The organism is Brevundimonas sp. Leaf168, assembly GCF_001423685.1.
Taxonomy (GTDB): Bacteria; Pseudomonadota; Alphaproteobacteria; order Caulobacterales; family Caulobacteraceae; genus Brevundimonas; species Brevundimonas vesicularis_C.
On the sequence record NZ_LMOY01000008.1, the window covers coordinates 265,868 to 286,735 of the forward strand.

At 67.3% G+C, this 20,868-nt stretch carries 23 protein-coding genes; 16 read left to right on the top strand and 7 right to left on the bottom strand.

Features of this window, described 5'->3' with window-relative positions; all coding sequences use genetic code 11:
• Nucleotides 1-57: 57 nt before the first annotated feature.
• Both ASF81_RS08585 and ASF81_RS08590 read left to right on the top strand, forming a co-directional pair.
• On the top strand, nucleotides 58-717 hold the full coding sequence (locus tag ASF81_RS08585) for a DUF5677 domain-containing protein (protein ID WP_055807667.1): 660 nt from the start codon (nucleotides 58-60) through the stop codon (nucleotides 715-717).
• Complete coding sequence (locus ASF81_RS08590) at nucleotides 702-914, top strand: hypothetical protein (RefSeq protein WP_055807670.1); 213 nt, start codon at nucleotides 702-704, stop codon at nucleotides 912-914. The genes ASF81_RS08585 and ASF81_RS08590 overlap by 16 nt, the downstream gene beginning before the upstream one ends.
• 194 nt (nucleotides 915-1,108) lie before the next feature.
• Here ASF81_RS08590 and dapE read toward each other — a convergent pair whose 3' ends face one another.
• Nucleotides 1,109-2,296 carry a succinyl-diaminopimelate desuccinylase gene (dapE, locus tag ASF81_RS08595; RefSeq protein ID WP_055807674.1) on the bottom strand — a complete coding sequence of 396 codons (1,188 nt, stop codon included), beginning with the start codon at nucleotides 2,294-2,296 and terminating at the stop codon, nucleotides 1,109-1,111.
• Between the two features lie 42 nt (nucleotides 2,297-2,338).
• On the opposite strand from dapE, the gene ASF81_RS08600 reads away from it, so the two are divergent.
• Both ASF81_RS08600 and ASF81_RS08605 read left to right on the top strand, forming a co-directional pair.
• Nucleotides 2,339-2,815: a cupin domain-containing protein gene (locus ASF81_RS08600; protein WP_055807676.1), complete on the top strand. Its 477-nt coding sequence runs from the start codon at nucleotides 2,339-2,341 to the stop codon at nucleotides 2,813-2,815.
• Entirely contained in the window at nucleotides 2,812-4,095 is a 1,284-nt protein-coding gene (locus ASF81_RS08605) for an MFS transporter (RefSeq protein ID WP_055807679.1), read from the top strand. The genes ASF81_RS08600 and ASF81_RS08605 overlap by 4 nt, the downstream gene beginning before the upstream one ends.
• 162 nt (nucleotides 4,096-4,257) lie before the next feature.
• On the opposite strand, the gene ASF81_RS08610 is transcribed toward ASF81_RS08605, so the two are convergent.
• Nucleotides 4,258-5,283, bottom strand: a complete 1,026-nt coding sequence (locus tag ASF81_RS08610) for a 2'-deoxycytidine 5'-triphosphate deaminase (protein ID WP_055754408.1) — start codon at nucleotides 5,281-5,283, stop codon at nucleotides 4,258-4,260.
• A gap of 81 nt (nucleotides 5,284-5,364) precedes the next feature.
• On the opposite strand from ASF81_RS08610, the gene apaG reads away from it, so the two are divergent.
• Complete coding sequence (gene apaG, locus ASF81_RS08615; protein ID WP_017506618.1) at nucleotides 5,365-5,772, top strand: Co2+/Mg2+ efflux protein ApaG; 408 nt, start codon at nucleotides 5,365-5,367, stop codon at nucleotides 5,770-5,772.
• A 199-nt stretch (nucleotides 5,773-5,971) separates the two neighbouring features.
• Here apaG and ASF81_RS08620 read toward each other — a convergent pair whose 3' ends face one another.
• Nucleotides 5,972-6,508 (bottom strand): GcrA family cell cycle regulator, encoded by a 537-nt coding sequence (locus ASF81_RS08620; RefSeq protein WP_055807684.1) that lies wholly within the window; start codon nucleotides 6,506-6,508, stop codon nucleotides 5,972-5,974.
• Nucleotides 6,509-6,812: 304 nt separating this feature from the next.
• On the opposite strand from ASF81_RS08620, the gene ASF81_RS08625 reads away from it, so the two are divergent.
• The 5 genes from ASF81_RS08625 to argF all read left to right on the top strand — a co-directional run bounded on the left by ASF81_RS08625 (nucleotide 6,813) and on the right by argF (nucleotide 11,545).
• Nucleotides 6,813-7,643, top strand: a complete 831-nt coding sequence (locus ASF81_RS08625; RefSeq protein ID WP_055807877.1) for an ABC transporter permease — start codon at nucleotides 6,813-6,815, stop codon at nucleotides 7,641-7,643.
• Between the two features lie 42 nt (nucleotides 7,644-7,685).
• Nucleotides 7,686-8,684: a M28 family metallopeptidase gene (locus tag ASF81_RS08630; RefSeq protein WP_055807687.1), complete on the top strand. Its 999-nt coding sequence runs from the start codon at nucleotides 7,686-7,688 to the stop codon at nucleotides 8,682-8,684.
• Nucleotides 8,681-9,205, top strand: a complete 525-nt coding sequence (locus tag ASF81_RS08635) for a YcxB family protein (protein ID WP_055807690.1) — start codon at nucleotides 8,681-8,683, stop codon at nucleotides 9,203-9,205. The genes ASF81_RS08630 and ASF81_RS08635 overlap by 4 nt, the downstream gene beginning before the upstream one ends.
• Nucleotides 9,206-9,296: 91 nt before the next feature.
• Entirely contained in the window at nucleotides 9,297-10,490 is a 1,194-nt protein-coding gene (locus tag ASF81_RS08640) for an aspartate aminotransferase family protein (RefSeq protein ID WP_255353874.1), read from the top strand.
• Nucleotides 10,491-10,630: 140 nt separating this feature from the next.
• Complete coding sequence (argF, locus tag ASF81_RS08645; RefSeq protein ID WP_039244004.1) at nucleotides 10,631-11,545, top strand: ornithine carbamoyltransferase; 915 nt, start codon at nucleotides 10,631-10,633, stop codon at nucleotides 11,543-11,545.
• A gap of 57 nt (nucleotides 11,546-11,602) precedes the next feature.
• Here argF and ASF81_RS08650 read toward each other — a convergent pair whose 3' ends face one another.
• Together ASF81_RS08650 and ASF81_RS08655 are read right to left on the bottom strand one after the other, a co-directional pair.
• A complete protein-coding gene (locus ASF81_RS08650; RefSeq protein WP_055807696.1) occupies nucleotides 11,603-12,100 on the bottom strand; it encodes a pyridoxamine 5'-phosphate oxidase family protein in 498 nt (165 codons plus the stop codon).
• 61 nt (nucleotides 12,101-12,161) lie between these two features.
• Nucleotides 12,162-12,380, bottom strand: coding sequence for a hypothetical protein (locus ASF81_RS08655; protein ID WP_055807699.1), 219 nt, complete (start codon nucleotides 12,378-12,380; stop codon nucleotides 12,162-12,164).
• Nucleotides 12,381-12,596: 216 nt separating this feature from the next.
• On the opposite strand from ASF81_RS08655, the gene ASF81_RS08660 reads away from it, so the two are divergent.
• From ASF81_RS08660 to ASF81_RS08670, 3 genes are all read left to right on the top strand, one after another.
• Nucleotides 12,597-15,467: a hypothetical protein gene (locus ASF81_RS08660; protein WP_235559282.1), complete on the top strand. Its 2,871-nt coding sequence runs from the start codon at nucleotides 12,597-12,599 to the stop codon at nucleotides 15,465-15,467.
• 97 nt (nucleotides 15,468-15,564) lie between these two features.
• A complete protein-coding gene (locus ASF81_RS08665; protein WP_017506607.1) occupies nucleotides 15,565-16,488 on the top strand; it encodes a sulfite exporter TauE/SafE family protein in 924 nt (307 codons plus the stop codon).
• Nucleotides 16,488-17,297, top strand: coding sequence for a TIGR02186 family protein (locus ASF81_RS08670; RefSeq protein ID WP_055807706.1), 810 nt, complete (start codon nucleotides 16,488-16,490; stop codon nucleotides 17,295-17,297). The genes ASF81_RS08665 and ASF81_RS08670 overlap by 1 nt, the downstream gene beginning before the upstream one ends.
• On the opposite strand, the gene gluQRS is transcribed toward ASF81_RS08670, so the two are convergent.
• Entirely contained in the window at nucleotides 17,281-18,144 is an 864-nt protein-coding gene (gene gluQRS / locus ASF81_RS08675) for a tRNA glutamyl-Q(34) synthetase GluQRS (protein WP_055807709.1), read from the bottom strand. The two genes, ASF81_RS08670 and gluQRS, sit on opposite strands and share 17 nt — an antisense overlap.
• Nucleotides 18,145-18,222: 78 nt before the next feature.
• Here gluQRS and ASF81_RS08680 point away from each other — a divergent pair, with 78 nt between their 5' ends.
• The 3 genes from ASF81_RS08680 to ASF81_RS08690 all read left to right on the top strand — a co-directional run bounded on the left by ASF81_RS08680 (nucleotide 18,223) and on the right by ASF81_RS08690 (nucleotide 20,231).
• Entirely contained in the window at nucleotides 18,223-18,873 is a 651-nt protein-coding gene (locus ASF81_RS08680) for a DNA-3-methyladenine glycosylase (protein WP_055807712.1), read from the top strand.
• Nucleotides 18,870-19,529 (top strand): trimeric intracellular cation channel family protein, encoded by a 660-nt coding sequence (locus ASF81_RS08685; protein WP_055807715.1) that lies wholly within the window; start codon nucleotides 18,870-18,872, stop codon nucleotides 19,527-19,529. The genes ASF81_RS08680 and ASF81_RS08685 overlap by 4 nt, the downstream gene beginning before the upstream one ends.
• Before the next feature lie 141 nt (nucleotides 19,530-19,670).
• Entirely contained in the window at nucleotides 19,671-20,231 is a 561-nt protein-coding gene (locus ASF81_RS08690) for an HNH endonuclease (RefSeq protein WP_026108602.1), read from the top strand.
• A gap of 122 nt (nucleotides 20,232-20,353) precedes the next feature.
• Here the strand turns inward: ASF81_RS08690 and ASF81_RS08695 are convergent, their stop codons facing one another.
• Nucleotides 20,354-20,815 carry a hypothetical protein gene (locus ASF81_RS08695; RefSeq protein WP_055807718.1) on the bottom strand — a complete coding sequence of 154 codons (462 nt, stop codon included), beginning with the start codon at nucleotides 20,813-20,815 and terminating at the stop codon, nucleotides 20,354-20,356.
• Between the last annotated feature and the right edge of the window lie 53 nt (nucleotides 20,816-20,868).

Sequence of the window (20,868 nt, forward strand, 5' to 3'; positions counted from 1 at the left end):
CGTGAGGCGATGGTCCTGACGTCCAACCACACCATCGATAACTGAGGGAGCTTCGCCATGACCGATGACTTCGAAAGCATCCTCCATATGCTTCCGCCCGACGTGGCGCAGGACATCGCCAACAAGACGGTCGATCGTGGGTTCTTGGAAGAGGGGTTTCTCTCCCCGATGTCCACGGTGTTGATCAATCATCTAGTCCCAAACAACGCTGAGTGGTTCGCCCTATGTGACCGATTGAACCGGCTGGCGCAGAAGATCGTCAACAACGCCATCATCGATGGGAAGCGCGACGATCCGAAGCCAATTTCGGTCCGGCTTATGTTGAAAAGCAACCAGTCGTTCCAAGGCGCCGTCTTGCTCTCCCAACGCGGAATGACAGCCGAAGCCGAAACGCTGGCGCGGACGTGCCTAGAGATCACATTCTGGCTTGGCTACCTCGCGAAGAAACCGGGAGAAGCAGCGGCGCTGTTCATGGCCGAAGAACACAAGTCGAGTTCCGAGCGCGCCAAGATGCTGGCCAAGCTCATGGAACCCGAGGCGGCGGCGCGCTTCGTAAGATCGCGGCCGAAGCCGACGCGGCTTATGCGAAGGGACCGAACAAAATCCGGATCAAAGAGCTGGCCGAACGCGCCAATCTTGCCGACCAACACGTCTACTATCGGACCCTTTGTGCAGTGTCGGCGCACCCTTCGATTTCGTCTTTGGACAGGTTCATAAAGGTCAACGAAGATGGCCTTCTTGGTTTCAATATCGGCCCAGATGAAGACGGCATCCGGTTCGCGCTCATGAACACGGTCAACGCCCACCTCTGGGGGCTCGGTTTCTTCGCCATCGTCAACGACATGGACGACACAGAAGAGCATCTGAATGGGATCCGCGCCGAGCGCGACCGGCTATTGATGGCGATGGTTTAGGCCAGTTGAAGGGCGAGAGATCGCGAACGCGGCCGATCTAGCCGCCGCCCGACAGAACCTTCGCACTTTTGCGGTGAGCGGCGGTTGGCTGCGGCGATGTCTGATAGCCACTCTCATCGGACTCTAGGGATGTCGCGTTTAGAGCGCACCGAGTACAGTGACCTTCTAGCCTAACACGATCATCGAAAGCCGGCCTAAAGCCGCTCGAACACCGTCTTGATCACCCGGCGATAGACGGCCGTCAGCGTCTCCAGCTCCGACATCGGCACGCGTTCGTCGATCTGGTGCATGGTCTGGCCGACCAGGCCCAGTTCCAGGACTGGGCACAGGGCGCGGATGAAGCGGGCGTCGGAGGTGCCGCCGGTGGTGGAGGCCTCGGGGCGGCGGCCTGCCACGGCCTCGACCGCGTCCTGAACCGCCTCCACGAAGGCGCCCGGCTCGGTCAGGAAGGCCTCGCCCGAGCACAGGTGCTCCAGGGTGATCTGAAGTCCGGTCTCGGCCTGCATGGCCCCGGCCTCGCGGTTCAGCCAGTCGATCAGGGCGTCGCCGGTATGGGTGGGGTTGAAGCGGATGTTCAGCCGCGCCGTCGCCTGGGCCGGGATGATGTTGGTCGCCGGATTGCCGATGTCGATGGTGGTGATTTCGAGGTTGGACGGGGGGAAGTTCTCGTAGCCTTGGTCCAGGACGTGGTCGTTCAGGCGGGCCATCAGCTTCGCGATCACCGGGGCCGGGTTGGCGGCGCGCTCGGGATAGGCGACGTGGCCTTGTTTGCCGTGAACGGTGATCCAGGTGTTCAGCGAGCCGCGCCGCCCGACCTTGATCATGTCGCCCAGCTGCTGTGACGACGAGGGTTCGCCGACGACGCAGGCGTCGATGACCTCGCCCTCGGCGGCCAGGGCCTCGACCACGCGCTTGGTGCCGTGCAGGGCGGGGCCTTCCTCGTCGCCGGTGATCAGGAAGGAGAGGGAGCCGGCGGGTTCACCGTCCGCGATGATCTGGGACACGGCGGCGACCCAGGCGGCGATCCCGCCCTTCATGTCCACCGCGCCGCGACCGTACAGGACGCCGTCCTTGACCTCGGCGTTGAAGGGTTGCGACGACCACTGATCCGACGGGCCGGTCGGGACCACATCCGTATGGCCGGCGAAACAGAGGTTGGGCGAGGCGGTCCCGCGGCGGGCGTACAGGTTCTCGATCCGCGCATGGACGCCTTGCCCGCCTGGTCCCTCGAAGGCCAGGCGGCGGCAGGTGAAGCCCAGCGCCGTCAGGTGCCGCTCCAGCACATCCATCGCCCCTTCGTCGGCGGGCGTGACGGAGGGGATGCGGATCAGGTCGCGGGTCAGTTCGACAGGATCGATAACGGGAGTTGATGCGCGGCTCATGCGGCTATGCTTTAGGGAAATCGTGCGGAGGCGAGAAGGCCCATGCCCAAGATCGACATCGACAATGCGCCGACGACGAACGGCACCACCTATCCCGAGGAATACGCCGGCCCGTGCAAGCCGCGCCGCCGCTGGCGGCTGGGCGATGCGGCGGGGTTGAGCCAGTTCGGCGTCAACCTGCTGCGGCTGCCCGACGGCGCCTGGTCCAGCCAGCGCCACTGGCACGCCGAAGAGGACGAGTTCGTCATGGTGCTCGAGGGGGAGGTGGTGCTGATCGAGGACGATAGCGAAACGGTTCTGCGCGCCGGCGACTGCGCCGGGTTCAAGGCCGGCGTGCCGAACGGCCATCGGCTGGAGAACCGATCCGGCCGTGAGGCGGTTCTGCTGGAAGTCGGCACACGCAGCCCGACCATCACCCCCGCCGACTATCCCGACATCGACATGGTGCTGCACGCCGGCGTCGACGGCTATTTCCACCGCGACGGCTCGCCCTATCCGAAATACCCAAGAAGAACGTGACCACAGAATCCATCGCTGCCGGCCCCGCCGCCCCGCCCTCACCGCCAGAAGGCCCGTCCAGCCCCTGGGGCATTCGCGACTTCCGCCTGTTGTGGTTCGGCCGCGTGGTGGCGGTGCTGGCGATCCAAATCCAGTCGTCAGCCCTGTTGTGGCAGGTCTATGAGATCGCCCGGCGCGATCATCCGATCGAGGAGGCCAGCCTGTATCTGGGGCTGGTGGGGCTGTGTCAGTTCCTGCCGTTGCTGGCCTTCACCCTGCCGGCCGGAGCGATGGCGGATCGGCGCGATCGCAAGCGCACGGTGTGGATCTCGATCCTGGTCGAGGCGGCCTGCGCGGGATCGTTCCTGGCTATGGCCCTGCATGGAAACCCGCCGCTGTGGGGGTTGCTGGCCGTCGCGGCCCTGTTCGGCGCGGCGCGGGCGTTCTTGGCGCCGGCCAGCCAGGCGTTTCTGCCGATGGTGGTGGGACGCAAGGCGCTGCCGCCCGCCATCGCAGCCCAGTCCATCGCGTTTCAGACCGGGGCCATCGCCGGCCCGGCCCTGGGCGGGGTGATCGTGGGGGTGAACGTGCCCCTGGCCTATGCGGTGTCGCTGGGCATGTTCCTGCTGGCCGTCGCCGCCTTCATCCTGATCCGCACCAGCGGGAGACCTGCGCCCCAGGCCAATCCGCTGTCGCCGGTCGACTCGGTGAAAGAAGGGTTGGCCTATGTGTGGAAGACCAAGATCGTGCTGGGCGCCATTTCACTGGACTTGGTCGTGGTGCTGCTGGCGGGCGTGGCCCTGCTGACGCCGATCTTCGCGCGCGACATCCTGCATGTCGGACCGCAAGGGTTCGGCCTGTTGCGTGCGTCGTTCGGCGTGGGGGCCATGGTCATGGCCATCTATCTGAGCCGCTATCCGATCCGTCAGAACGGCGGGCGCTGGATGTTCGCGGCGGTGGCGGTGTTCGGCCTGTGCACCATCACCTTCGGCCTGTCGCGCATCGTCTGGCTGTCGGGCCTGGCCCTGTTCATTGGCGGGGCGGCGGACATGATCAGCGTCAATGTGCGCCAGACCCTGATCCAGCTGGCCACGCCCGATCACATGCGCGGCCGGGTGTCGTCGGTGTCCATGCTGTTCATCGGCGCCTCGAATGAACTGGGCGAGGCCTATTCCGGCGTCATGGTCCGGCTGCTGGGCGCGGTCGGCGCGGCGGTGTTCGGCGGATTCGGCGCCCTGGCCGCGACCGGGGCCTGGGCGACGATGTTCCCGGGGCTGAGAAAGGCGGACAAGCTGACGTGACGATCGCGTCTCCTCCCCACAAAATGGGGAGGGGGCGGCGCAGCGGTGGAGGGGCTCTTAAAGTCCCGCAGGCTCTAGCGATGCGGTAAAAAGCCCCTCCGTCTCTCCGCTGCGCTACGAGCCACCTCCCCATCAGATGGGGAGGAGACGGTCAGAGCCGACTCACCACGCCTTGAAATGCTTCGACAGTTTCAGGCCCTGGTTCTGATAGTGGCTGCCGCTTTCGCCATACAGGCGGCTGGGGCGTTCGGTCAGGGGTTCATAGACCAAGCGGGCGACGATCTGGCCGTGTTCCAACAGGAACGGCGTATCGTGGGTGCGGACTTCCAGCACGCCTTTAGAGCCCGCGCCGTGCGCCTCGTCGGTGCCGAAGCCGGGATCGAAGAAGCCGGCGTAGTGGACGCGGAACTCGCCGACCGACGGATCGATCGGAGTCATCTCGGCGGCCTGGTCGACCGGGATTTCGACGTCGTCGGACGAGGCCAGGATGTAGAACTCGCCCGGATCCAGCAGCAGTTCGCCACGGCGCAGGCTCAGCGGCTCCCAGAAGTCGCGCGGATCGTGGCCGTCGATGTGGTCCAGATCGACCACGCCCGCATGGCGACGCCCGCGGAAGCCGACGATGTCGCCGCCCTGCAGATCGACGCCGACCGAGCGGGTCTCCAGCTTGGGCGGATCGCCGGCTTTGAGCCGCAGCTGGTTCAGGCGCGTGCCGGGACGGACCAGGATGGAGAAGGTCTGGGGCGCGACCTCCATATAGAGGGGGCCGTCATAGCCTTCGGCGACGTCATCGAAGCTGGCGCCCTGATCGGTCAGCAGGCGCACGAAGACATCGACGCGGCCGGTCGAGCTTTTCGGATTGGCGCGGGCGATCAGGCCTTGGGGCAGTTTCAGCCGCTCCTGAAGGCGCACGATATAGACGCAGCCCTTTTCCAGCACGACGCCGGCCTCGGTGATCTCGATGGCGTGCATCGCCACGTCGGCGATGCGGTCCTCGACCTTGCGCCGGCCGGGCAGGAAGGAGGCGCGCACGCGCCAGGCCTGATCCGACAGCCGCAGATCCAGGCTGGCCGGCTGGACCTGGTCGTGGTCGAAGGGCGTGTCGGAGGTGACGGCGCCGGCGGCGATCAACGTCTCGATGGACTGGGCGGGCAGGATGCCGGGACGGGGCGCTTGGAAGGAGCTCATGGCGTCTGTCTCACACGGTTTTCACGACTTGTCTCCAAGTCGCGCTTGCAGCCCGCGCGCGGCGGGGCGAGCATATAGCCCATGCACGATGGTCCTGCCTATACCGCCGAGACGAACGGCATCCTGATCCGGGTGCGCCCCAGCTATCTGGCGGGCCAGTCCGATCCCGACGAAGGCCGCTGGGTCTGGGCCTACCAGATCGAGATCGTGAACCTGACGGGCTCGACGGTGCAACTAATGGCGCGTCGCTGGACCATCACCGACGGCCACGGCCATGTGGAAGAGGTGCGCGGGCCGGGCGTCGTCGGCGAACAGCCGGTGATAGAACCGGGCGGCAGCTACGCCTACGCCTCGGGCTGTCCGCTGGGCACCGACAGCGGTTCGATGGTGGGCGCCTATTATATGACGGATGCGGACGGGCGCAGTTTCGAGGCGCAGATTCCGGCGTTCTCGCTGGATACGCCGGATGCGCGGCGGGTGTTGAACTGATCGAAGGGCGGATGGGGCTGCGTCAACCCGGATGAACCGCAGCCCCGCCCCTGAAGTCTCGCCGGCCGCTTGCGCGAACCGGCGAGGGGGAGGTCGGCTCCCTAAGGAGCATCTTTTGGCGCTACGTCGCGACTTGAGCGCAGTCATGCGCCCTTCGCGAAACGCCGCGCTCAAGTCGCGCGAAGCGCGATAGCGCTCTTTAGATGTAACGACGCAGGCTGCGGGCCAGGTCGGAACCGCTTTCCTTGGAGCCGCGACGGACTTGCGGTTGGTAGGCGACACGGGCGTGTTCGACGCAATAGACGCCTTCCGACGAGCGGCGGCCGCAGAAGCTGAACTCGCGCGACGACGGATCGCCGATCGGCCATTTGCACATGTGGGCGCCTAGCGTCATCACGGTCGCCGTGCCCGGCAGGTCCGGGATCGGGGCGAGGACGGGCGCGGCGGGTTCGACCGGCTTGGGCTGGACGGCTTCGAGGCGGCGCGGGGCCGAAGGTTGCTGCGCCGGAGCGGCCGGCGCCGGACGCGGACGCGCGGTGCGGAAGGTCGCGGCGACAGTGCGCGCCGGTTGCGACGGGGCGGCCCGGCCCGACAGGCCCAGACGGTGCACCTTGCCGATCACGGCGTTGCGGGTGACCCCGCCGCCCAGTTGTTTGGCGATCTGGCTCGCGGACTGGCCCTCAAGCCAGAGCTTCTTTAGCGCGCCTACGCGGTCGTCGGTCCAGCCTGCGGTCATGCCACCCTCCAGCGAGTTTGGATTCAATATCTAGGTCCAGGCTCCCCCTCCGGGGTCTTGACCTACAACTAATCGTAAACCAGCCGTTAAGAGACGCAAGATGTGCGAATCATCCTGTCCACAGAAACCAGATATTGAATCATCGTTAAGGTTAAGGCGGATTGGTGAGCGGTGAATGGTTAGTGGGTGAGTGGCGTGGCGAGTTGGGTCGTGGAACACGGCTGCGCCCTTCGGAAGTCACGATTCACCATTCACCAGTCACCCGGCCTTGCGCAGCAAGGCTTCAAAGCGCATCTGGCGGGCCATGACCGATATGCCCGATCTGATCTCCACCCGGCCTGCCGGCCTGCCGCAGCCGCGTCGCTATCCGGGGATCAACTGGATCGGGGTGCAGACCCTGTATCTGCGCGAGGTGCGGCGCTTCTGGAAGGTGGGCGCGCAGACAGTGGCGGCGCCGGTGGTCACGACGCTGCTGTATATGCTGGTGTTCGTGGTGGCGCTTCAGAACGCGCGGCCGCCGCTGCACGGCACGCCGTTCGCCCTGTTCGTCGCGCCCGGCCTGATCATGATGGCCATGTTGAACAATGCCTTCGCCAACGCCTCGTCCAGCCTGATCCAGGCCAAGATCATGGGTACCGCGACCGACTTCCTGACCCCGCCGCTCAGCCCGCTTGAGCTGACGCTGGGCTTTACGCTGGGCGCCGCGACGCGCGGCCTGGCGGTCGGTCTGGTGACGGCGATCTGCGTGCTGCCGTTCGCGCCGCTGGGGATCGCCAACATCCTCGCCATCGTCTGGTTCGCCCTGGCCGCCTGTTTCATCATGGGCATGACCGGGGTGCTGGCGGGGCTGTGGAGCGAGAAGTTCGACCACCTGTCGGCGGTCCAAAACTTCATCGTCATGCCGATGACCTTCCTGTCGGGGACCTTCTATCTCGTCGAGAACCTGCCTGAGCCGTTCCGGGCGCTGAGCCGCTACAACCCCTTCTTCTATCTGATCGACGGCTTCCGCTACGGCTTCATCGGCCATGCCGAGAGCAATCTGACGGTCGGCGTCATAGGGTCGGCCGTGCTGATGGCCGTCATGGGCGTTGTCTGCTGGCTGGTGTTCCGCTCGGGCTGGCGTCTTAAGAGCTAGATCGCTACCTGTTGCGGATCGCTCCCCCGAGAGGTCCGCTTCATGCTGTTTCGTTCGCTCGTCGCCGCCACGGCCCTGTTCGCCGCGGTTCCCGCCTTCGCTCAGGAGGCGACGCCCCAGGCCGGCGATCGCCCAGACATCCCCGCCGGCGCCGCCCAGTTCATCAAGCCCACCAACGCCGAGCGGACCCAGGTTCTGGTCGGTTTTCTGACGACGCTGGGCTTCACGCCAGAAATCCAGACCTTCGAAGGCGGCAACCAGGCCACCGGCCCGATGGAAGGCGCCAATGTCGTCGTCACGGTGGGGCAGGGCGACAAGGATATCGTCCTGACCGCCCACTATGACGCGGTGAAGCTGCGCGATGGAACGCTGTCGCAGGGCATCGTCGACAACGTCGGCTCGGTCATGGCGATGATGGAGGCGGCCAAGACGCTGGACATGGCGCTGGAAGGCCAGCCGGTCGCCCACCGCTTCGTCTTCGTCTTCACCGACCAGGAAGAGCTGGGCCTTCTGGGCGCCAAGGCCTTCCTTGAGAAACACGGCAAGGACCGGATCGCCGCCGTCATCAATGCCGATGTCGCCGCCTATGGCCAGACGGTCATGTACGGCGAGAACAATGGGCCGCAATCGGCCTTCGTGCTGGAGACGCTGCGCGGCCTGTGCGCCGAACGCGGCTTCGACTGCATGCCCTATCCGACCTATCCGCCCAGCGACGACCGCGCCTTCTCGGCCGCCGGCGTGCCGGTGGTGTCGATGGGCACTCAGGATGCGGTCGGCGCCCACCAGATGTGGCTGGCCTTCAACGGCGGCAAGGACACCGGCCTGAAGGAAGGCTTCGTCCCGCCCGTCTTCCAGCGCATCCACTCGACCGAGGACAAGCTGTCGTATCTGAAGGGCGTCGACGTCGCCCGCTTCGGCCTGTTCATTGCCGATCTCGGCCTGGCCCTGGACAAGAAGCTGGTTGAAATCCAGGCCAAGGACGCAGCGGTCGCCGCCGAAACCGCACCGGCGGCCCCGGCCACGACGCCCGGCGGCGAGTGACGACAGTCATCGAGGTTCGCGGCGTCCAGCCGACGCCGAAGGAAGGTCGGGCGGCCGTCAAGGCGTGGCCCGTCGTCCGGCGCTGGGCGAACCTGCCCGTGTTGTTTCTGGGCGGCGCCATGCTGGCGACCATTGCCGTCTGCCTCGGCCTGCCTTTGGAGCGGATCGGCTGGATCGTTGGCCTGCAGATGGTCGGGCTGTATGGCTTTATCGGGCTTTCGGTCCTGGCGCATTACAGGGTCATGGCGGCGGCGCGCCGGTCGCCGATCGCGCAGAAGCCAACCGACTGGCGCATCGATGACAGGGGTCTGGCGCTGTCGGGGGCGGATTTCGAAACCCGCATCGGCTGGCGCAATCTGGTCGCGGTGGTGGAGGACAAGGATCGCCTGATCTTCGCGGCCTCGCCCAACACCAACTTCATCCTGCCCCAGCGCGTGCTGGAGACGGATCAACTGCAGGCGCTGCGTATCTTGGTCGGCGATGTGCGAGCGCGGGGCGTCCTTGGCGCCGGTGTTGACTAAGACCCTCGCGCGTCCGACAACGCCTGACCGTATTGATCCGGCTCCGTCGCGCTCGCGCCGGGGCCGTCTCGCTTTTGGAGGTCTTGGTCCCGTGTCCACTGAACATCTGATGGGTGTCTACAATCGCGCGCCGCTGGAAGTGGAACGCGGCCGAGGCGCGCGTCTGTGGGCGACCGACGGGACCGAATATCTCGACTGCGTCGCCGGCATCTCAACCAACGGCCTGGGCCACGCCCACCCCGAACTGGTCCAGGCGGTCAAGGACCAGGCCGAGAAGCTGTGGCACGTCTCTAATATCTTCCGCATTCCGGGTCAGGAAGCGCTGGCTGTCGCCCTGTGCGAATCCAGCTTCGCCGACGTGGTGTTCTTCACCAACTCGGGCACCGAAGCCGTCGAATGCGCGCTGAAGACGGCGCGCAAATACCACTCGGCCAACGGCGCGCCTGAGCGGATCGACATCTACGGCTTCGACGGCTCGTTCCACGGTCGGACCTATGGCGCGATCAACGCCGCCGCCAACCCCAGCTATACCGAGGGCTTCGGCCCGCCGATGCAGGGCTTCCACCAGCTGAAGTGGGGCGACCATGAGGCGATCAAGGCCGCCATCGCCAACCCCACGACCGCCGCCATCATCGTCGAGCCCGTGCAGGGCGAGGGCGGCTGCCGCGCCATGCCCGAACAGTGCCTGCGGGGGCTGCGCGACCTGTGCGACGAACACGGCGTCCTGATCATCTTCGACGAGGTCCAGTGCGGCATGGGCCGGACCGGCAAGCTGTGGGCCCACGAATGGGCGGGCATGGCGCCGGACATCATGGCGGTGGCCAAGGCCCTGGGCGGGGGCTTCCCCATCGGCGCCTGCCTAGCCTCGGCCAAGGCGGCCAAGGGGATGACGGTCGGCGTTCACGGCTCGACCTTCGGCGGCAACCCCCTGGCCATGGCCGTCGGCCAGAAGGCGCTGAGCCTGATCAACAGCCCCGAGACGCTGAACAACGTCAACGAGGTCGCCGGCTATCTGAAGCAGCAGTTCGCCGGCCTTCAGGAACGCTTCCCCGATGTGATCGCCGACGTCCGCGGCAAGGGTCTGCTGATCGGCATCAAGATGGTGCCGAACAATCGCGAGTTCATGGCCCTGGCGCGCGACACGCAGCGGCTGCTGATCGCCGGCGGCGGCGACAACTGCGTGCGCCTGCTGCCGCCGTTGAACCTGACGCTGGACGAAGCCCGCGAAGCCGTGGCCCGTTTCGAAGCGGCTTGCGAGGTCGCCCGCGAAAAGCTGGCGGCCTGAGCCCGACATCCGCTCATCACCGCGAAAGCGGGGACCCACTTCTTTCGAGAACGCGGGGTCGGCGGATGAAACACCCGACGGGCGGCTGTCGCCCACAGCACTAGGTCCCCGCCTTCGCGGGGATGAGCGGAGCTAGACATATGGTCCGGCACTTTCTCGACATCCACCGGCTGGACGCGGCGGATCTGCGCGCCATCCTGGACGACGCCCATGCCCGCAAGGCCGCCCGCAAGGGCTGGCCCCAGGGGCGCGCCGACGCCGATGCGCCGGGCAAGGACCGCGTTCTGGCGATGATCTTCGAGAAGAACTCGACCCGCACGCGGTTCAGCTTCGACGCGGCGATCCGCCAGTTGGGCGGCTCGTCCATCATCGCCACGGCCTCGGACATGCAGCTGGGGCGCGGCGAGCCGGTGGAGGACACCGCCCGGGTCCTGTCGCGCATGGTCGATGCGGTGATGATCCGCGCCAACGATCACGAGGATGTCGAGCGGTTCGCCCGCGTCTCCACCGTGCCGGTGGTCAACGGCCTGACCGACCGGTCGCACCCGTGCCAAATCCTGGCGGACCTGCAGACGATCGAGGAGCATCGTGGCCCGATCGCCGGCAAGACAATCGCCTGGATCGGCGACGGCAACAACGTCTGCCACAGCTTCATGCACGCGGCGCCCAAGTTCGGCTTCCATCTGAACGTCGCCTGCCCGGCGGAATACCACCCGGACCTTCGCGACCTGGCCAAGGGCGGCGACGCCGTCACCCTGACCAGCGATCCGCGCGAGGCGGTCAAGGGCGCCGACGTCATCGTCACCGACACCTGGGTCTCCATGGGGGATCAGGATTATGAGGCGCGGCTGGCGGCCTTCGAACATTACGGCGTCGACGAAGCCCTGATGGATCTCGCCGATCCCGAAGCGGTCTTCCTGCATTGCCTTCCCGCCCACCGTGGCGAGGAAGTCACCGACGCCGTCATCGACGGGCCGCGCTCGCTGGTCTGGGACGAGGCCGAAAACCGCATCCACGCCCAGAAGGCCGTCCTGGCCTGGTGCTTCGGTGGCTGAACGAAAAAGGGCGGACCCGATCGGGTCCGCCCTTTCTGGTTTCTGAAGCGTCGAAGCCTACAGCTTCACGTCCGACACGCCGCCGACATCCGGGACGCTCTTGGTCAGGTTGGCCTTGAGGACTTCGTAGCCGAAGCCCAGCGCGCCCTTGTCGGAGACCCAGACGCGACCGTCGTCGGCGTCGAAGCGGATCAGAGTCAGGTGGGGATCGTCCTTGCCGTCCGGATACCAGGCGGCGACGACGGGGTTCCAGTATTTCTCGATGCGGCTGCGGTCCTGATCGATCGCCAGTCGGCCGTGAATGCAGGCCTGAACCTTGCCGTCCTTGGCTTGGTAGCAGAACATGCCGTTCTGGCCGCCGCCGGCGACGTCACGGGCGAAGTCGGTGTCGTCGCGGGTGAAGAACCAGATGGTCCCCGTCTCGTCCTCGCCGAAACCGGTCATGGGCTGGTGGTGATAGCCGGGGCGATCGATGCCCAGCATGCCGGTGTTGGACTCCTTCAGGCTTTTCCAGAATTCCTTCTCGGCCTCGGCGGGGGTCAGTTTGTCGGACACGCGGTCTCTCCTTGAGTGGTTCGCAAGGTTCAACCGACCGGCCGTAATCAGGTTCCCGTCTCTAGGCGCCGGGTATCCAGGGCGCACGCTCGGCGCCGAACAGCGTCGCCAGATGGATCAGCAGCAGCATGGCGATCGCCGCCGCGCCGACCATCAGGAACCGCCACGGCATCAGGCGCGGTCCCTTGAACGGATCCGGCGGCCGCGCGCCGCGCCATCCGCAGAAGACCATGACGATGAGGGTAACGCCCAGCAGGACGAGGGTGGTGGTCAGGCTCATGCGCCGCAGGTGGCGAAAGCCGCGGCGCTTGGCAAGCGAACCCTTGCCGGGAGGTTAATCTTCATGCCGCGTTAACCGAGATGATTCACAAATCCGGCTGTCTGGCGCGATGTCCACAGGATTGGGATATCGCTGCTAGATATTGCGGTTAACCATCAGTTTACACCCTCGATATTGACGGTATAGCCTTCGTCGCATGGGCTGGGAGACGAATCAGTGAGCGCTGCAGCGCCGTGGAGCGTTAAGGGAATCGATCCCAAAGCACGCGAGGTCGCCAAGGATTTGGCGCGCCGGTCCGGCATGACGCTGGGCGAATGGCTCAACTCCATGATCATGGAAGACGAGGAGGAGGGCTACGCCACCCTGCCGCGTCGCTCCCAAGCCGCCGATTACGAACGCCGCAACCGCAGCCGCCGTCTGGACGACGCCTATGAGGTCGAAGACAGCCAGCAGCGGATCAGCGCCTCCATCGATGTGATCGCCGCGCGGCTGGAAGCCGCCGAACGCCGCTCGACCGTCGCCATTCAGGGCGTGGATCAGGCCGTTGCGGGCCTGATGCGCCGGCTGGACGGTCAGGAGGCCGAGGCCCAGGGCGCCGCACGCCGCATCGACGACATCGCCGAGGAGTTGCGCGAAGGGCATCGCCGCCTGCGCGCCTTCGAACGCGACACCGGCCCGTCGACCCAGGAAGCCTTCGGCAAGATCGAGACCTCCCTGGGCGCGCTGACCGGGCGTCTGTACGATATCGAGGAACGCCAGCGTCTGGGCGTCAGTGATCTGCGCGAGCGGATGGAGGCGGTCGAGAAGGCCGCCGGCCCCGGCGTCGGCACGGAAATGCTGGCCCAGGTCAGCGCGCGTCTGGACGAGGCCCAGAACCGCACGACCGAAGCCCTGAAGACGCTGGAACGCTCGTTCGCCGCCTTGGACCAGCGGATGCGGACGGCCGAAAGCCGCGTCGAGCCGGAAGGCGCGCGCGACCTGGCCCGTTTCGAGAAACTGGCCGAAAGCCTGTCGCGTCAGATCGACAACAATCGCGCCGAGATGATGCAGCGTCTCGACGCCGCCGAAACCGGCGCGCGCATCGACCGTATCGAACGCGCCGTCCAGGCCGTCGGCGATCAGTTGAAGGCGTCCGAAGAGAAGGGCGCCATCGGCCTTGAGGCCATGGGCCGCGAGGTCCTGCGCATCGCCCGCAACCTGAATGCGCGGGTCAAGAAGGTCGAGACGGACAACGACGGTCGCACCGACGCGGTCGCCCGCGCCGCCGCCGACGTCGTCAGCCAGACCATCGAAACCGAGGTCGCGCGCCGCGCCGCGCGTCTGGACCAGGAGTTCGCCCGCCACGTCGACCGCGTCGACCAACGCCTGACCGCCAGCGACGATCGCCACGCCATCGCCCTGGAGAAGCTGGGCGGCGAGATCACCCGCATCTCGGACCAGCTGAGCGATCGCATCGCCCAGTCCGAGCGCCGCTCGCAGCAGGCGCTGGAAGACATCGGCCGACGCCTGTCGGAAAGCTCGGACAAGATCGAGCAGCGCTACGACCGCGCCTCCGGCGAACTGGCCGAGCGGATGCGTCTCAGCGAAGAGCGCACCGCCCGTCTGCTGGCCGAGGCCCGCGAAAGCATCGACGCCCGCGCGCCCACGCCGATCCGTGACAAGCCGCTGGACAATGAGCCGGCGTGGACGCCGGCGCGACAGGTGCTGGAACGCGCCGGCTCGGCGACGATACAGGCGCCGATCCAGTCCGCATCCATCGAAGGCGACTGGCGCGCCGCCGCCTTCCCCGATGAGACCTTCACCGACCAGGACGCCTGGTCCAGCGATCCGGTAACGCCCGAAGTCGCGACCGCCGCGCCCTTCCCCTCGTCGCCCGTCGCCCAGACCGAGGCCGAGCCCGCCGAGGCGCTGGCTGACGACATGCCGATGCGCCAGGTCGATCCCGACGGCGTCGAACCCATCATCCAGCCCTTCAGCGGTTTCGGCGGCGCCGACGTCGAGGACGCGCTGGAGGCGACGTCGCCGGGCTTCTCGACCGCACCGGCCGAAAAGCGCAACGCCGCCGTCCTGGATGCGGACGACGACGATTTCGGCGGTGAGACCGAGTTCGTGGATCCGCGCCGGCTGCGCTCCAGCATGGAAGCCGCCGCCGCCGCCGGCCGCGCCGCCTCGACCCGCAGCACCATCGACGCCGCCCGTGCTGCGATCACCGCGCCGGCCGAGCCGGAACCTGCGCCCCGCTCGGGCTTCGGCCTGAAGCGCGGCGGTAAGTCCAAGCTGCAGGAACGGCTGGACCGGCAGGCGTCAAAAGACGGCTCGACGGTCAAGAAGACCTTTCTGGCTTCGGTCACTGCGGTCGCCCTGACCGGGGGCGTCTATGGCTATCTGTCCCTGACCGACGGCGGCGCCCCGGACTTCGAGATGCCCAGCTTCGGCGGCGGCTCGACGACGAACGGCGCCGTGCCTCTGGCCGCGTCGGCGGTGACGCCGACCGGCCCGAAAGCGACCTTCGACATCGGCGGCCCTGGCGCTGCGGACTATGAGGCTGCGATCGGCAAGCTTGAGGCCGGCGACAACTCGGGCCTGGACGGCATGAAGCGCGCCGCCAACCTGGGCTACGCCCCCGCCCAGACCTATCTGGGTCAGCTGTATCTAGATGGCGCCAACGGCGTGCCCGCCGATCCGGTCCAAAGCCGTCAGTGGGGCCGTCGCGCGGCCGAGGGCGGCGATCCGCGCGGGATGCATCTGTATGGGATGCAGCTCTATGAAGGCGACGGCGGCGCGACCAATCAGGCCGAGGCCCTGACCTGGCTGCTGAACGCGGCCGAGCGCGGCCTGCCGGACAGCCAGTACAATGTCGCGCGCATCTATGAGACCGGCGCCGACGGCGTGGCCAAGAATCCGACCGAAGCGCTGAAGTGGTACATGATCGCCGCGCGCGGCGGGGATGCGGAGGCCCAGGCCGCCGTGACGCGTCTGCGCCCGACGGCCAGCGCCACGGCCCAGCGCGCGGCCCGCACCGCCGCCGACGCCTTCGTGGCTCAGTCGCAGGGTCAATCGCAGGCCCAAGCCCAGGCGACAGGCTAGATTCCCAGGCGCCGGGCGGCTATCGGTCGCCCGGTCGTCCCCGACCTCGCCCGCCTGACGGCGATTCTTGTGTCCGCTCCAGCCGAAGGCGCGTCCTTTGGACATCTATCTGCCGATCGCCGAGGTTTCGGTGAACTGGCCGACCCTAGTGATCCTGGGGGCGGTGGTCGGATTCGTGTCCGGCCTGTTCGGCATCGGCGGCGGCTTCCTGATGGCGCCGATCCTAGTCTTCCTGGGCATTCCACCGACCGTCGCTGTCGCCAGCCAGGCCAGCCATGTCGTGGCCTCCTCGACCTCGGGCGTCATCCGCTATGCCGGGGCGGGTTCGGTCGATTTCAAGATGGGGTCGGTGATGGCAGCCGGCGGCGCGGCCGGCGCCCTGGCGGGGGTCGAACTGTTTCGCTACCTGCGCCTTCTGGGCCAGGCCGACCTGGTCGTGGCCCTGTCCTATCTCGTCTTCCTGGGCGCGATCGGCATTCTGATGCTCAACGAGAGCCTGACCGAGATCCTGCGCCGTCGCCGGGGGCTGCCCGCGCCGCACAAGCAGCGTCGGCGGCCGATGTGGCTGTATGGCCTGCCGCTGAAGATGAAGTTCCCGAAGTCAGGTCTCTATATCAGCGCCCTGCCGCCGTTCGGCCTGGGGGTCTTCGCAGGCGTCCTGTCGGCCATCATGGGGGTGGGCGGCGGGTTCATCTTGGTGCCGGCCATGCTCTATATCCTGCGCATGCGGGCGGGCGCGGTGGTGGGCACCAGCCTGTTCCAGATCATCATCACCACCGCCATCACCACCATTCTTCAGGCCGGGCGTAACCAGACGGTCGACATCGTCCTGTCCACAATCCTGCTGCTGGGCGGCGTCGTCGGCGCCCAGATCGGCGCGCGCTTCGCCGGGCGGTTCCGCGCCGAGGAACTCCGCGCGGCGCTGGGCCTGATCGTGCTGCTGGTCGGGATCCAGATGGGGCTGGATCTGTTCGTGCGGCCCAACGACATCTTCATGATCGCGCCGGGGATCGCCGACTGATGCAGGCGCTTCCTCCCCCTCCGCCCCCCGTCGCGGCCCCGCCGCTTGATCGGTCCGAAGCGACGACCGGAGAGCTGCGCGTCGCCGCCGCCCTGACCGACGCCCAGGTTCGGGTCGACAGCAGTTTCCGGGGCGCGTCCATTGTCCTCTACGGCGCGGTGTTCAATCCGACGCCTGAACCGGCCGACGTGGTGGTGGTGGTGCGGGGGCCGGACGCGCCGATCCGCCTGGTCAAGAAGACGCGCACCTCGGGTGTCTGGCTGAACAGCCGGCCCGTGCTGTTCGAGGGCGCGCCCGGCTTCTACATGACCGCCTCGACGCGCCCGCTCAGCGACATCGCCGACTTCGGCCAGCTGCGCCGCCTCGGCGTCGGCGTCGATCACCTGCGCATCGACGCGCCCGAGGAAAGCCGCACCGTCACCCGCTACGGCGTGCGTGACGTGGTCGTCAGCCGTCTCGGCGACGACTATCTGGACTGGCGTCGCGCGGTGATCCGGCTGAAGGAAGCCGCCGCCCTTTACGATACCGATTCCGAAGGGGTCGAGTTCGTCGACCGGGGCCTGTTCCGCGCCGAGGTCAAACTGCCGACCGTCGCGCCCACCGGAAAATACTACGCCGAGGTCTGGCTGTTTCAGGACGGCGAGCCGCAGTCGGTGTCGAACCTGACCCTGACGGTCGAGAAGGTCGGGCTGGAGCGCGACATCTATGAGTTCGCCCACCGTCGGCCGTGGCTGTACGGCGTGCTGTGCGTCGTGCTGGCCGCGCTCACAGGCTACGGCGCCTCGCGCATCTTCAGCCGGCGGAGCTGAAGCCCAGCTCGGCGCGCAGGCCCTCGGCCGTCAATCCGTCGGCCCTCAGCTCGGCCAGGGTGATGGAACGATCCCGCTTGGCGTAGCGCCGTCCGTCCGGCCCTATCAGCAAGGCATGATGGCGATAGGTCGGCGCCGGCCACCCCATCAGGGTCTGGATCAGCCGCTGCACATGCGTGGCCTGAAACAGGTCCTGGCCGCGGATCACATGGGTGATCCCCTGCAGGGCGTCGTCATGGGTCACGGCCAGATGATAGGCGACGCCCGTGTCCTTGCGCGCCAGGACGACATCGCCCGCCGCCTGCGGATCGACGGCGATGACGCCGGTTTCGCCGTTCGGACCCTCGCCCTCCTCGACGAAACTCAGGCCGTTCCAGGTCGCCTCGCCCAAGGCCTCTCGCGCCCGATCCAGCGACAGCCGCCAGGCGAATGGCGCACCCGAGGCCAGCAGGTGCGCCTCCTCGTCCGCTGAATGCGGACCGGGTCTCGCTGCCTCCATCGTCCCGTGCGGCGCCTCGCCGATGGCGCTCAGGATCTCCTTGCGCGTGCGGAAACACCGATAGAGCAGGCCGCGCGCCCGCAGAATCTCGATCGCGGCGGCATACTCGGCCAGATGATCGGACTGGCGCCGGACCGGCGTCTCCCAATCCAGACCCAGCCAGACCAAGTCCTCCAGAATGCCCGCCTCGTATTGCGGCCGGCATCGTGTCGGATCGATATCCTCGATGCGCAGCACGAACCGCCCGCCCGCCGCCTTCGCCGCCGTCCAGGCGGTCAGGGCCGAAAAAGCGTGGCCCTTGTGAAGGCGGCCGGTAGGCGATGGAGCGAAGCGGGTGGCGAACATCACGACGCTCCTTAGCGGTTTGCGGCCCTCAACGGCGCCCCCGCTCTTTCCGACAAGCGCGACGGGCCGTAAGCATGGCGAATGCCGTTCGCACCCACGCCCGATGACATCGCCGCTGCGCGCCAGGCGCTGGTCGCCGCCGATCCGGCGCTCGCGCGCGTGGACGCCCAGACGCCGCCGCTGGAATGGCGGTTGAGAGTGGGCGGGTTCGAAGGCTTGTTCCGCATGATCGTGGAGCAGCAGGTCTCGGTGGCCTCGGCCGCTTCAGTCTGGGCGCGGCTGCGCGAAGGCATGGGCGGCATCACGCCCGAGCGATTGCTGGCGCACGATCTGGATCAACTGCGCGGCATGGGCCTGTCGCGACAAAAAGCGACCTATGGACAGGGCATCGCGCGGGCGCAGATCGCGGGCGAGATCGATCTGGAGCATCTGGCCAACCTCGATGACGAGGCGGCGATCGCGTCCCTGACGGCGCTGAAGGGCGTGGGCCTGTGGACGGCCGAGGCCTATCTGATGATGTGCGAGGGGCGGCTGGATGTCTTTCCCGGCGGCGACGTGGCCTTGCAGGAGGCGATCCGCTGGGCGGACGGCGCAGAGGTGCGGCCCGATCAAAAGGGCGCCTATGCCCGCGCCGAGATCTGGCGGCCCTATCGTGCGGTCGCCACTCATCTGCTGTGGGCGTGGTACACGGGCGTGAAGCGCGGCGAGATCGCGCTGGATGCGCCGGTATGACCCCGCTCGATCCCGCTCTGACCGAACCGCTGCGCAATCCGCAGACCGTGCTGACCGCGCTGGATTTCGCCGGCGTGGCGGTGTTCGCCGCCACCGGCGCCCTGGCCGCCGCGCGGGAGAAGCACGACGTCGTCACCTTCGCCTTCTTCGGCGCCATCACCGGCGTGGGCGGCGGGACGCTGCGTGACCTGTTGCTGGGCCTTCCGGTCTTCTGGGTGCAGGACTGGCGCTATCTGGCGGTCTGCCTGTTCGCCTCGACGGCCCTGTGGCTGGTGGGGCAGCGCGACTGGCGGTTTCGCGCCCTGCTGTGGCTCGATGCCGTGGGTCTTGCGGCCTATGGCGTGATGGGGGCGGCAAAAGCCGAGGCGGCCGGGGCGCCGGCCCTGATCTGCATCGTCATGGGCACGCTGACGGCCTGTTTCGGCGGGGTGGTGCGCGACACCCTGGCGGGCCAGCCGTCGATCCTGCTGCGGCGAGAGATCAACGTCACGGCCGCGATCCTGGCGGCGACGGTCTATATGGTGCTGCGGGGGCCAGGCGTCGGCGTCTGGCCCGCCGCCATCGTCGCGGCGCTGTCGGGCTTCCTGCTGCGCGCGGCCGCCTTGCGCTGGGGCTGGACCCTGCCGGGGTTCCCGACCCACGCGCGCCGGGTCTGAGGCAGGACGTCACGAAAACGCTGCACACTGGTCATGGCGATGAGCGGGAATCAGGGGTAGGCTGATCTCACAAGACTAGGGAAGGAGACGTGTCCTCACCTCTGTCGCCTCAAAATCCCCCCGTCCGCGCGGGAGGGCCTGATGCAGGTTCTCCATCGACCGCCTTCCGGCTTCCCCGCGTTGGTGTTGAACGCCGACTTCCGGCCGCTGTCCTACTATCCGCTGTCGCTGTGGCCGTGGGAGGAGGCGGTCAAGGCGGTCTATCAGGACCGCGTGGACGTGGTGTCCCTGTATGACAAGGTCGTCCGCTCGCCGTCGATGGAGATGCAGCTTCCCAGCGTGATTGCGCTGCGCAGCTATGTGGATCAGGACCGCAGCCCCGCCTTCACCCGCTTCAACGTCTTTCTGCGCGACGGCTTCGCCTGTCAGTACTGCGGTCAGTCGGCTGAACTGACCTTCGACCACGTCATCCCGCGCTCACAGGGCGGACGCACGACCTGGGACAATATCGTCGCGGCCTGCAGCCCCTGCAATCTGGCGAAGGGCGGACGAACGCCGCGCCAGGCCATGATGCCGATCCGCCGCGAACCCTATCGCCCCAACGCCTGGCAGCTTCAGGACGCCGGCCGACGCTTCCCGCCGCACTATCTGCACCAGAGCTGGCTGGACTATCTCTATTGGGACATCGAGCTGGAGCCCTAGAGCGAAATCGGTTGAGTTGGACCCAGTCCAACTCGGCTCAGATTTCGCTCCAGCATGAATCTGGAGCCTGACTCACGGCATCAGCGGAATCGCGAAGCGATTTCTCCTCAGCCGATCAGGCCCTAGGGCCGCAGGACTGCGACGCCCGGGCGGCTGGTTTCGACGCGGCGACGGCGCAGCCGGCGATCCAGACGATCGATCTCGGCCAGAGTCATGTCCGGATGGCGGCGGAAGGCCTGGCGCAACTGTTCGATCCGGCCGGGCGCCCAAGCGGCGGCGACGCCGGCCGCGCCCGCCAGGAAATCGATGACGGAGACGCTTCGGCCGGTCAGAGCCTGAAGCAGTTCGGCGCCGAAAGCGGCGGCGATGACATAGAGGGCCAGGTCGTCGCGGCGCTGGTTCGGCGCGATCAGAAACAGGCCGCTGGCCACGCCATAGAAGGCGATGACGTGGGCGGCCTTGTCGTTCAGCCCGAAGACCTGTTCCAGACCCTGGAACGGTCCCAGCATCAGGACGGCCATGCCCAGCGCCGCCAGGGCGAAGCCGAGGCGGGCGGCCATGACGATGCGGCGGGGCGTGAGCATGAGGCGGGTGTCCGTAACCTTGATCCGCCGTCATCCTGCATCGCCGTCCGCCA